This is a genomic window from Streptomyces sp. HM190, from assembly GCF_009857135.1.
In the GTDB taxonomy this organism is placed as follows: domain Bacteria; phylum Actinomycetota; class Actinomycetes; order Streptomycetales; family Streptomycetaceae; genus Streptomyces; species Streptomyces heilongjiangensis.
In genome coordinates, this window is the sequence record NZ_CP047318.1 from 3,013,632 (window position 1) to 3,025,499 (window position 11,868).

10 protein-coding genes and 1 pseudogene are annotated in these 11,868 nt (G+C 72.9%); 10 read left to right on the forward strand and 1 reads right to left on the reverse strand.

The genetic code is table 11. The features are described from left to right. The first annotated feature begins 15 nt into the window (after positions 1-15). Positions 16-366 (forward strand): hypothetical protein, encoded by a 351-nt coding sequence (locus GSY65_RS34685; protein ID WP_159767411.1) that lies wholly within the window; start codon positions 16-18, stop codon positions 364-366. 177 nt (positions 367-543) lie between these two features. On the opposite strand, the gene GSY65_RS12585 is transcribed toward GSY65_RS34685, so the two are convergent. Continuing rightward, positions 544-1,647, reverse strand: coding sequence for a mechanosensitive ion channel family protein (locus GSY65_RS12585; RefSeq protein WP_159767412.1), 1,104 nt, complete (start codon positions 1,645-1,647; stop codon positions 544-546). A gap of 315 nt (positions 1,648-1,962) precedes the next feature. Here GSY65_RS12585 and GSY65_RS12590 point away from each other — a divergent pair, with 315 nt between their 5' ends. The 9 genes and pseudogenes from GSY65_RS12590 to GSY65_RS12630 all read left to right on the forward strand — a co-directional run bounded on the left by GSY65_RS12590 (position 1,963) and on the right by GSY65_RS12630 (position 11,861). Then, entirely contained in the window at positions 1,963-2,499 is a 537-nt protein-coding gene (locus tag GSY65_RS12590) for an HNH endonuclease (protein ID WP_055538384.1), read from the forward strand. Positions 2,500-2,748: 249 nt separating this feature from the next. Then, on the forward strand, positions 2,749-3,585 hold the full coding sequence (locus tag GSY65_RS12595) for a hypothetical protein (protein ID WP_159767413.1): 837 nt from the start codon (positions 2,749-2,751) through the stop codon (positions 3,583-3,585). Positions 3,586-3,754: 169 nt separating this feature from the next. Continuing rightward, the gene (locus tag GSY65_RS12600; protein ID WP_159767414.1) at positions 3,755-4,975 is read left to right on the forward strand and encodes an ROK family transcriptional regulator; all 1,221 of its coding nucleotides are present in this window, start codon (positions 3,755-3,757) and stop codon (positions 4,973-4,975) included. A gap of 164 nt (positions 4,976-5,139) precedes the next feature. Continuing rightward, positions 5,140-5,256: pseudogene (locus GSY65_RS12605) on the forward strand (carbohydrate ABC transporter permease); the annotation flags it as partial. Positions 5,257-5,263: 7 nt separating this feature from the next. After that, a complete protein-coding gene (locus GSY65_RS12610) occupies positions 5,264-6,529 on the forward strand; it encodes a 6-phospho-beta-glucosidase (RefSeq protein ID WP_159767415.1) in 1,266 nt (421 codons plus the stop codon). Between the two features lie 134 nt (positions 6,530-6,663). Then, positions 6,664-7,620 (forward strand): N-acetylglucosamine kinase, encoded by a 957-nt coding sequence (locus GSY65_RS12615; RefSeq protein ID WP_236580202.1) that lies wholly within the window; start codon positions 6,664-6,666, stop codon positions 7,618-7,620. A 262-nt stretch (positions 7,621-7,882) separates the two neighbouring features. After that, positions 7,883-9,364: a hypothetical protein gene (locus GSY65_RS12620; protein WP_201452521.1), complete on the forward strand. Its 1,482-nt coding sequence runs from the start codon at positions 7,883-7,885 to the stop codon at positions 9,362-9,364. Between the two features lie 35 nt (positions 9,365-9,399). Further along, positions 9,400-10,437 carry a glutamate ABC transporter substrate-binding protein gene (locus tag GSY65_RS12625; RefSeq protein ID WP_236579761.1) on the forward strand — a complete coding sequence of 346 codons (1,038 nt, stop codon included), beginning with the start codon at positions 9,400-9,402 and terminating at the stop codon, positions 10,435-10,437. 98 nt (positions 10,438-10,535) lie between these two features. Next, positions 10,536-11,861, forward strand: a complete 1,326-nt coding sequence (locus GSY65_RS12630; RefSeq protein ID WP_159767417.1) for a hypothetical protein — start codon at positions 10,536-10,538, stop codon at positions 11,859-11,861. Positions 11,862-11,868: the final 7 nt, after the last annotated feature.

Consider the following 11,868-nt stretch of genomic DNA (forward strand, 5'->3'; position numbering starts at 1 on the left):
CAACAGCCCTACCCCGTGGACGCCGTCGCAGACGTGGCGCGGCGCAGATCGTGGCCCGGCTCACGCCTGACGATCCCCGCCGACGGCGACCCGGCCGCCTACCTGCGGGCACAGCGCACCGCCCACATGGACCGCATGCGTGAGCTGACCGCCGTGCAGAACGCGCTGCCGTCGCTGCTGGTGGCCGGGGCGGGCGGCGTGGGTATCGCCTTCACCTACGCCGTGGCCATGTGCGGCGGCTCGGTCCTGCCGTACGGCGCGCTGCTGGTCCCCGTCGTGGTGTTCGGCGCCTGTGTGCCGGCGGCGGCCGCGTCCCTGCCCCTGCTGCGCCGGTCGGTGCGGCCTGCCGAGCTGCGGTACGCGTAGCGGAGGGCGCTCCGGGGGGTACGGGGGCGTTCCCGGGGGTACGGGGGCGTTCCTGGGGGTACGGGGGCGTTCCCGGGGCGCGGAACGACCGTGGGGGCGCCCGGAGAGATCCGGGCGCCCCCACGGTGGTGTGCGAGCGGGCGCGGGCCGCAGGGCGGTGGCGGTGCGCCGGGCGTCCTACTTCGTCGGCACGCCCGGCGGTGTGATCGGCGTGGCCCGCTCCGACTGGGGTGAGGTCGTGTTGGCGTACACCGAGGGGGGCGAGACGGCGGCGGCGGGATCGTCGGCGGGGCCGTCGGGCTGCGCGGGTATGCCCCCGACGATGCGGATGTCGGCGGCGTCGAAGGCCTTCTTGATGCGCCAGCGCAGTTCACGCTCGATGGTGAGGGCCTTGCCCGGCATGGTCTTGGCGGAGACGCGGACGACCATCGACTCCAGGAGCACGTCGTCCAGCCCGAGGACCTCGACCGGGCCCCACAGCAGCTCGTTCCAGGGCTCCTCCTTGCCCATCGTCTCGCCGACCTCCGCGAGTGTGCGGCGCACCTTGTCGAGGTCCTCGTCGGCGCGGACGGTGACGTCGACGCCGGCGGTGGCCCAGCCCTGGGAGAGGTTGCCGATGCGCTTGACCTCGCCGTTGCGGACGTACCAGATCTCGCCGTTGTCGCCGCGGAGCTTGGTGACGCGCAGGCCGACCTCGATGACCTCGCCGGAGGCGACCCCCGCGTCGACGGTGTCACCGACGCCGTACTGGTCCTCCAGGATCATGAAGACGCCGGAGAGGAAGTCCGTGACCAGGTTCCGGGCGCCGAAACCGATCGCGACGCCCGCGACACCGGCGGAGGCCAGCAGCGGGGCGAGGTTGATCTCGAAGGTGGCGAGGACCATCAGGGCGGCCGTGCCGAGGATCAGGAACGACGCCACGGAGCGCAGCACCGAGCCGATGGCCTGGGAGCGCTGGCGGCGGCGCTCGACGTTGACCAGCAGCCCGCCGAGGGTGGAGCCCTCGGTGGTCGGCACGGAGCGGTTCATCCGGTCGATGAGCTTGGTGATCGCCCGCCGGACCACCACCCTCAGCACCGCCGCGATCACCACGATCAGCAGCACGCGCAGGCCGATGGCCAGCCATGTGGACCAGTTCTCCTCCACCCAGCTGGCGGCGTTGGTCGCGCTCTCCTGGGCGTCCTCCAGGGTGGGCACCGCGGGCGTCGTCGGCGTCTCGGAGGGGGACGGCGACGGCGACGCGGCGGCCAGTAGGAGGGGCAGGGACGAAACGGGCGACACGGCGGGTACCTCCAGGTGCGTTATCCGCCCCCCGGTACGGCGGTCAAGATCGGTCAGGTCACGGAAAGGTCACCGGAGGGGCAGACCCACCACACTAACGGGGCATTGTGTGGAGGCCGTAGTGATGTTTGCGGGAGACAGGGCGCTCACCAGGGAGTGAAGGGCGCACGCAGCGGGGGATGAATCAACGTGTGGTCGAAAACACTCCCAGCCCGTTACCGGGACATGGTGGCGCTTCCACCAGGCCTGAGGGGAGACTGACTACGGATCGTCCACGGCGCGAGCCACGCGCCGCCGGCGTACAAGGAGGCATCCGTGCCGCATGTCCTGGTCCTCAACGCGTCGTACGAGCCGCTCGGCGTCGTACCGCTCCGCCGCGCGCTCGTCCTCGTCCTGGAGAACAAGGCCGTCTCCTTGGAGGAATCCGGCGCCTTCATGCACAGCGCGACCGTCACAGTCCCCGCACCCAGCGTGGTCCGGCTCAAGCGATTCGTGCGGGTTCCCTATCGGGGGCCCGTTCCTCTGACCCGCCGGGCGCTGTTCGCGCGGGACGGGGGCCGGTGCATGTACTGCGGTGGCGTCGCAACCAGCGTCGACCACGTCATCCCGCGCAGCCGCGGGGGCAAGCACGTCTGGGACAACGTCGTCGCGTCGTGCCGTCGCTGCAACCACGTCAAGGCAGACCGCCACCTCGTCGAGATCGGCTGGCGGCTCCGTCACAAACCCGCTCCGCCCACCGGCCTGGCCTGGCGCATCATCGGGACCGGCCACAGGGACCCGCGCTGGCTGCCCTACCTCCAGCCGTACGGCGCGGACGACGCCCTGGCCCGGATCGACGGCATCTCCGCCTGACGGTCCGGGCCTTCGCATCGCCCGAAGCCCCACCGGACGCCCCCACCGGACAGCCGGCCGCGGGGCGTCCGGCACGTGGGTGCCGGACGCCATCCGGAACGCGCACGTCCACCTCACCAGGCGTTTCGTCGCCGCGCTCACGAAGACCCCGCATTCCCCGCACATCGGTGATCGTTTAGTGTCGCCCCAACGGCGGGCCCTTGTTCTGGAGCGCAATGCCCGGGGGCCCGCTTCGAATGTGGGGAACTCATGCGAAAGCTCGCCATAGGTGCCGTGGTCTCCGGCGCCCTGGCTCTCACCGGCCTCGCCGCGCCCTCCGCGCTGGCCGACACGCCGCACCTGACCTTCGGCGCCGTCACGGTGAACAACGGCAAGCCGATCGTGGCCGACGTCAAGGACAAGGTGACCGTCCCGGTCACGTACAGCTTCACCCGTCCGTCGGACCTCGTCATCGACAACGAGAACACCTTCATGGGCGTCGCCCTGTACCGGGGCCGGCTCGCGAGCCCCTCCAACACCCTGGAGGCCTCCGCGAAGCAGCCCGTCTGCACCACCACCGCGACCACGGACACCACGGTGACGCAGTCCTGCACGACGAAGATCACCGTCGACCCGCGCGAGCACCTGATGAGCGCCGCGGACGCCACCACCTGGAAGGTCGCCGCCATCCTCAGCCGCACCTCCGTCGACGAGGACGACTCCGACGACCACATCGGCTTCGAGAACGGCTTCGACATCTGGGGCAACCTCGGCACCGCCAAGCTCCAGCGCGCCGCGAAGCTCACCGTGAACGCCACGCCGGAACCGGTCGCCAAGGGCCGGACCCTGACCGTCAAGGGCGCGCTGACCCGCGCGAACTGGGAGACCGGACGCCACTCGGGCTACCGGGACCAGAAGGTGACGCTCCAGTTCAAGGCGAAGGGCGCGACCGCGTACGCCGACGTGAAGACGGTGACCTCCGGCACCGGCGGCGCCCTCTCCACCACGGTCAAGGCCCTCAAGGACGGCTCGTACCGCTACACCTTCGCGGGCACGTCGACGACGGCTGCGAAGACGTCCGCCGGCGACCACGTCGACGTACGGTGACGTGACGTAGCGCCTCTCCCGCGCCGCGGGCAGCGCCCCCGGGTGACGGCTCCGTCGCCCGGGGGCGCTGCCGTACGACCCGTATTGACTCACCCCTGGTGCAGTCCTATGTTCCTGGCATCCACATCCGACAGGAAACCTTCCTGATAGTCCGGCGGTGACGCTGCCCATGGCTGGAACCCCTCGCGTACTGCGCGCCATGAACGACCGCGCCGCGCTCGATCTGCTGCTGGAGCACGGGCCGCTGTCGCGGACCCGGATAGGCAGGCTCACCGGGCTGTCGAAGCCGACCGCCTCGCAGCTCCTCGCCCGGCTGGAGGCCGCCGGGCTCGTCGTCGCCACCGGCACCGGCGGTCCCGGGGACGGCTCCGGTGCGGGCCGGCCCGGACCCAACGCCCAGCTGTACGCCGTCAACCCGACCGCCGCGTACGCCGCCGGCCTCGACGTCACCCCCGAGCGGGTCCTCGCCGCCGTCGCCGACATCACGGGCCGCACGGTCGGCGAGCACGCCGTCCCCACCCCCGGACGGCGCTCCGCCGAGCCCGTCGCGCACCAGGTCGCCGCCGCGCTCGACGGGGCGGTCAAGGCCGCCGGGCTCGTCCGGTCCGACGTCCGCAGGCTGGTCATCGGCACACCCGGCGCGTTCGACCCCACCACGGGCCGGCTGCGCTACGCCTCGCACCTGCCCGGCTGGCACTCCCCCGCGCTGCTCGACGACATCGCCGCCGCGCTGCCGATGCCGGTCGAGTACGAGAACGACGTCAACCTCGTCGCCCTCGCCGAACAGCGGCTGGGCGCGGCCAAGGGCCACGACGACTTCGTCCTGCTGTGGAACGAGGGCGGCATCGGCGCAGCGGTCGTCCTCGGCGGGCGGCTGCACCGGGGCTTCACCGGGGGCGCCGGCGAGGTCGGCTTCCTGCCCGTCCCCGGTGTGCCGCTGGTCCGCCATGTCACCAAGGCGAACAGCGGGGGCTTCCAGGAGCTCGCCGGTTCCCAGGTCGTCCCCCGGCTCGCCCGCGAGCTGGGCGTCACCCCGGTGCCGGACGGACCGTACGCCGAGGTCGCGGCGGAGCTCGTGGGGCGGGCCGCCGACGTGAACTCCGGTCCGCACCGGCGGCTCCTGGTCACGTACGCCACCGGCGTCGCGACCGGGCTGGCCGCACTGGTGTCCGTCCTCGATCCCGAACTGATCGTGCTGAGCGGCTCGGCGCTCACCTCGGGCGGGGAGCCGTTGCGGGCCCTCGTCCAGGCCGAGCTGGCGGAACTCGCCGCGTCCCGGCCCCGGTTGGTCCTCGGTGACGTGCTCGAACGCCCCGTGCTGCGGGGGGCCCTGGAGAGCGCGCTCGCCACCACACGCGACGAGGTCTTCGACACGTTGACGCTCCGCTGAACCCGCCGGGTCCGAGGCCGCCCGGCCGGCCGGGCCACTGGCGGCGGGCCCACAGCCGACGGGCCCACGGCCGACGGACACGCTGCCTGCGGGTCTTGGGGCAGACCCCTCCGCGTCCCGGGTGTCCGAGAACGCGGCGCTCGCTCCCGCGGCCACCGTGCGACGACCGGAACCCGACCATGGCCGCGACCGTCCCGGTCATGGCCCCCGTGACCGTCGTCCTCCTGTTCGCCCCGAAGGCGTTCGTCGAGGGCGTCACCCTGACCGGAGTGAAGGGTTGATACGCATATGAAGCTCACCGTGGTCGGCGGAGGCTCGACCTACACACCTGAACTCGTGGACGGGTTCGCCCGGCTCCACGGCACCCTGCCGATCGAGGAGCTGGTGCTCGTCGACCCGGCCGAGGAGCGCCTGGAACGGGTGGGCGGCCTCGCCCGCCGGATCTTCGCGCGCCAGGGCCACGGCGGCCGGATCGTGACGACCACCGACCTGGACCGCGGGGTCGGGGGCGCCGACGCCGTCCTGCTCCAGCTCCGGGTCGGCGGACAGGCCGCCCGGGAACAGGACGAGACCTGGCCGCTGGAGTGCGGCTGCGTCGGCCAGGAGACCACCGGCGCGGGCGGCCTCGCCAAGGCGCTGCGCACCGTCCCGGTCGTCCTGGACATCGCCGAACGGGTCCGCCGTGCCAACCCCGGCGCATGGATCATCGACTTCACCAACCCCGTGGGCATCGTGACCCGCGCGCTGCTGCGCGCCGGGCACCGGGCGGTCGGGCTGTGCAACGTGGCGATCGGGCTCCAGCGGAAGTTCGCCGCGCACCTGGGCGTCACCCCCTCCGACGTCCACCTGGACCACGTGGGCCTCAACCACCTCACCTGGGAGACCGGGGTACGGCTCGGCGGGCCCACCGGCGAGGACGTCCTCGCGAAGCTGCTGGCCGGCCACGGGGACTCCATCGCCGCCGACCTGCGCCTGCCCCGGCCCCTCCTCGACCGCCTCGGCGTCGTCCCCTCCCCCTACCTGCGCTACTACTACGCCCACGACGAGGTGGTGGGGGAACTCCGCACCAAGCCGTCGCGGGCCGCCGAAGTCGCCGCCATGGAGCGCCGCCTGCTGGACATGTACGCCGACCCCGCGCTCGACGAGAAGCCGGCGCTGCTCGCCGAGCGCGGCGGCGCGTACTACTCGGAGGCCGCGGTGGACCTGGCGGCGGGCCTGCTGGGCGGCAGCGGGAGCCCGTACCAGGTGGTGAACGCGTACAACGCCGGGACGCTGCCCTTCCTCCCGGACGACGCGGTGATCGAGGTCCAGGCGACCGTGGGGCCGACGGGCGTCACCCCGCTGCCCCTGCCGCCCGTGGACCCGCTGCTCGCCGGTCTGATGGCGAACGTGACCGCGTACGAGGACCTGGCTCTCGACGCGGCCCTGCGGGGCGGCCGCGACCGCGTCTTCCGCGCCCTGCTGGCCCACCCCCTGATCGGCCAGTACGCCTACGCCGACACCCTCACCGACCGGCTGATCGCACACAACCGGGAGCACCTCACGTGGGCATGACCGGCGGAGGCGCGGAGAGCGGCGCGCACCCTGACCGCGGCGCGCACCCTGACCGCGGCGCGGGTCCCGGAGGTGGCGCGGGTCCCGGCGGCGGTGCCGCTGTGGCCGGGGGCAGGGGGCGGCGGCGGGGCGCGGTGCTCGCCGTCGACGCCGGGAACAGCAAGACCGACGTCGCGGTGATCGGGGCCGGCGGAGAGGTGCTGGCGGCGGCTCGCGGGGGCGGGTTCCAGCCGCCGACCGTGGGCGTGACCGCGGCCGTGGACGCCCTCGCGGAGGTGGTGCGGGAGGCGTTCGCCACGGCCGGGGTCACGGCGGTCGACCATGTGTCGGCCTGCCTCGCCAACGCGGACTTCCCCGTCGAGGAGGAACAGCTGGCGGCCGCGCTGCGCACGCGCGCGTGGGGGACGTCCGTGGAGGTCCGCAACGACACGTTCGCGATCCTGCGGGCCGGTGTCGCCGAACCGCGCGGCGTGGCCGTCGTGTGCGGCGCCGGCATCAACTGCGTCGGCATGCGCCCCGACGGCCGTACCGCCCGCTTCCCCGCACTCGGCCGCATCTCCGGTGACTGGGGCGGTGGTTGGGTCCTCGCCGAGGAGGCGATGTGGCACGCGGCCCGCGCGGAGGACGGCCGGGGCGGCCCGACCGCGCTGGCCCGCACCCTGCCGGCGCACTTCGGTCTGGGGTCCGTGCACGCCCTGATCGAGGCCCTCCACCTGGGGCGGATCCCGCGGCTGCGCCGGCATGAACTGACGCCGGTCCTCTTCGCCACGGCGACGGCGGGCGACCCGGTCGCCGGGGCGCTGGTCGACCGGCTGGCCGAGGAGGTGGTGGCGATGGCCACGGTGGCGCTGACCCGGCTGGACCTGCTGACCGAGGAGACGCGCGTCCTCCTCGGCGGCGGCGTCCTCGCCGCCCGGCATCCCCGCCTCGACACCCGTGTCCGCGACCTGCTCTCCGCCGCCGCGCCCAAGGCGGTCCCCCAGGTGGTCGCGGCCGCCCCCGTGCTGGGCGCCGCGCTGCTGGGCCTGGACCGGCTCGGCGCGGCGCAGGAGGTGCACGCGCGCGTGCGGGCCCACTTCGAAGCCCCCTGAGGCACCCCCGCGCCCCCTGCCCGCGCCCGACCGGACCACGAGGGAACCGAACCCACCCGGCAGGCGTATTCATGGGCAGGGGGTGGTGCGGGAAGCCTTCCGTCACGCAGGATTTCGCCCGGCGCAGCGTCCACGACACGATCGGGGAACAAGATCGAGTCAGGACCTGTGCGGATGTCGGTCCCGGCGGCGATACTTGCGGCCGTGCACCTCTGCCCGTCACCGGGCGGAAGCGTCGGACGGATGACCAGGGGGAGGTCAGGTGACACACACGCCGAAGGGCAGCGCGCCACCACCGGCACCGCCCGCGAGCCCGGGCGCGATCCCCTCCGTGCCGCCCCAGGTCACGCCCGCGTCCGGATTCCCCCGGTCGTCCGCCGGCCCGGACGGCGAGCCGCCCCGCCGCACGGCGTTCGCCGAGGGCCTCGACCAGGTGCGCGCCGCCGCGACGACCGAACCCGGCCGACTGCGCATCATCGGCGCCGTCCTCGCCCTGCTGATCGTCGCGTTCGGCTCCGTCACCGCCTGGCAGATGAACGACCGCGCGACGGCCGCCGACGACGTCCTGACGAGCAGCCAGCCTCTCAGCTCCGCCGCGGCCGGCGTCTACAGCTCCCTCGCCGACGCCAACACGGCGGCCTCCAGCGGCTTTCTCGCGGGCGGCCAGGAGACACCTGAGTCGCGCGTGCGGTACGAACGCGAGATCGGGGAGGCCGCCGACGGCCTCGCCACCGCCGCGGCCGCCTCGGAGCCCGGCTCCGAGTCCGAGAAGCGCGTCGCCGAACTGAACGCCCTGCTGCCGAAGTACAAGGGCCTGATCGAGCGGGCCCGCGCCAACAACCGGCTGGGTTACCCGCTGGGCGGCGCGTATCTGCGGTACGCCAACAGCATCATGCAGGACCAGATGCTGCCGAAGGCCCAGAAGATCTACGACAACGAGAACCGGCGGCTGCGCGACGACTACTCCGACGCGACGTCCTATCCGTGGGCCGCGATCGCCCTCGGTGCCGTCGCCCTCGGCGGCCTCGTCTGGGCCCAGCGCCGCAACTACCTGCACACCAACCGGGTGTTGAACCACGGTCTGGTCGCGGCGACGGTGGCCTCCACGGTGGTCCTGCTGTGGCTGGTCGCCGGCCACACCCTCGCCCGCTCCGGTCTCAACGACTCCTACGACCACGGCGTACGGTCCCTGACCGTGCTGAACGACGCCCGCATCGCCTCCCTGAAGGCCCGGGGCAACGAGAACCTGACGCTGATCAGCCGCGGCGCGGAGACCGAGGAGATCAAGAAGGGCGTCGTGGTCGACAAGTTCGACCACAGGTTCGGGCTGGAGATGAAGGCGCTGGCCTCGCAGCTGGCCACCGCCGGGAAGCTCGCCGACGACGACAAGGGCGCGGAGCCCGTGAAGGCCGCCCTCGCCGGCATGGAGGTGTGGCAGGACCGGCACCGCAGCGCCCGTACGGCCGACGAGGAGGGCAAGTACCAGTGCGCCCTCGACCAGGTGATCGGCGGCAGGGCGACACCCGACTGCCGGGCGGGCGACAAACCGACGGGCGAGTGCTTCGACCAGGTCGACGCCAACCTGAACACGGCGCTCGGGCATGAGACGAGGGAGTTCGAGCAGGCTGCCAGGGGAGGTCTGGACGCGATGACCGGGCTGCCCGTCGGCGCGGCCGTGCTGGCCGTGCTCGCCGCGGCGGGCGCGGTGCTGGGCATCGGACGCAGGCTCTCGGAGTACCGATGAGGCCGACGGGAGGCAACACGGTGGAAGGAGGGGCGATGGAAGCGGTACGACGCCTGCGGGCGGGCCTCAAGGGCTGGGGCGGCGTGGGCGCGATGGCGGTCGTCTGTGCCCTGACCGTGGTCTTCGCCCTGGTGCTGCCGCTCAGCGGGACCCGCGGCGGCGGCCCGGCCGGCACCGGCGGCCAGGGCGTCGCCCACGGCGAACAGACCCGGGCGGACGACTGCAGGGCCAAGGGCGACCCGCAGAACCACAGCCTGAGGCCCTCGTCGAGCGAGTCCGGTCCCACCATCAAGAAAATCAAGGACAACGGCTTCCTCACGATCGGCGTCGACCAGAACAGCTACCGCTGGGGCTACCGCGACCCGAACAACACCGCCGGCAAGGCGGAGTTGGAGGGCTTCGACATCGACATCGCGCACCGCATCGCCGAGGAGATCCTCGGCGACCCGGCCAAGGTGCGCTTCCGCGCCATCCCCACCAACCAACGCATCAAGGCGATCCAGGACGGGCAGGTCGACATGGTGGTCCGCACCATGACGATCAGCTGCGAGCGGATGGCGGACGTCGCCTTCTCCCAGCCGTACTTCACGACCGGCCAGCAGGTCCTGGCCCCCAAGTCCTCGCCCGTCAAGGGCTACGACAAGACGCTTGCGGGCAAGAAGATCTGCTCGGCCAGCGGTTCCACCGCGTGGGAGACCCTGGAGGCCGACCAGAAGTCCGGCAAGCTCGTCGCCTCCGCCGACATCACCTCCGTCAATCCGCCCAACCAACTCGACTGCCTGGTACGGCTCCAGCTCGGGGAGGTCGACGCGGTGGTCACCGACGGCGCGCTCGCCGCGAGCCAGGCGGCGCAGGACCCGACGGTCAAGCTGGTGGGCGCGCCGTTCACCACCGAGTACTACGGCGTGGCGATGAATCTCGAGGCGGACGATCTGGTACGCCGGGTCAACCAGGTCCTGGAGGACTACCTCAAGGACGGCTGGCAGCAGTCGTACGACGACTGGCTGTCCGCGACCCTGGGCGACGACTCCACGGGGTCCCTGCCGCCGTCCGACCAGAAGTACCGGGACTGACCCCGCAAGTCGACCGACACCGACAGAGACGACAGAGACAGACCGACAGAGACAGACCGACAGAGACAGACCGACACCGACAGAGCGAGAGGTGATCGATGGGCGTCGCGGGATCCACCGGGCCGGTGATGGACCGGGACGAGGTGGACCGTGCGCTGGCGCGGCTCGGCGCGGAGCACGAGGCCATCGAGACCTCCCTGCTCGCCCTCCAGGACCACGCGGGCCGCCGACTGCTCGAGGGCGCCGAGCTGACCGGCGTCACCAAGGAGCGCTGGGAGTCCACGGAGGCGTCGATCACCCTGCTGTGGGCGTACTTCGACGCCTACTCGGACGCGCTGCGCAGCGCCCGTGAGATCCGTTCGCGCCGCCGCTGGTCCAGCCGTGAGGACCTGGTGGAGCTGACGGAGCTGCTGCGGGGCGAGGCCGTCACCGTCGCGGGCTCCGCCACCGCCATGGCGAACGCGCCGACGCTCCAGGGCACCGGCCGGCTCAGCGAGCAGTTCTCGCTGTCCACGCTCGTGGACCGGATGAACGACCTGTACGCGGCGTCGCTGGACATGGTCGTCGCCGCCGACGCGGTGTGGTCCGCGCTGCCCGCCCGGATCGATTTACTGGCCGCAGAGCTCCAGCGCACCCGTCAGCTCGCGCACTCCGTGGGCGTACGCCCCGGAGAGCACCCGGCGGGCGACGACCTGGAGCGGATCACCCGCACCCTGACCAGGCTCCGCGAGGAGGTCGTCTCCGACCCGCTCGCCTACTGGGTTCCCGCGCAGGGCAGTTCGGCCCCCGGCAGCGGCCGCCCCGACCTCTCGACGTACGACCGTGAGGCGCGCGCCCTGGACGACGTGCGGCGGGAGATCGAGGCCGTGCTGATGGTCCGTCAGGACGCGGAGGCACGGCTGGTGAAGCTGCGGGACGTGCTGAGCCGCGCGGACCGTACCCTCGCCGAGGCGCGCAGCGCCCGCGGTGAGGTGCTGGCGAAGATCGCCGCGACCGAGGTGCCCGTGGTGAGCGGCCCGCCGACCGTGCTGCAGGAGCAGCTGGCGCTGGCGGCCGAGTACCGCAGACACGGGCAGTGGCACCGGCTGTCCCCGCTCCTGGAGTCCCTGGAGCAGAAGGCCGACGACGAACTGCTGCGGGCCCGCGAGTCGTTGACGGCGGTCACCGCGCCGCTGGCGGTCCGCGCCGAACTGCGCGGCCGGCTCGACGCGTACAAGGCGAAGGTCGCCCGGCACGGCCTGGCGGAGGACTCGCTGCTGGTGGAGCGATACGACGCGGCGCGCCGCATGCTGTGGAGCGCGCCCTGCGACCTGCGCGTCGCCGAGCAGGCGGTGCTGCGCTATCAGCACGCGGTGGCGGAGCTGCTGGGCGCGCCCGTGCCCGGCCGGCCGGAGCCGCGTGACCGGGGAGGGGAGAAATCGTGAGCCGGCC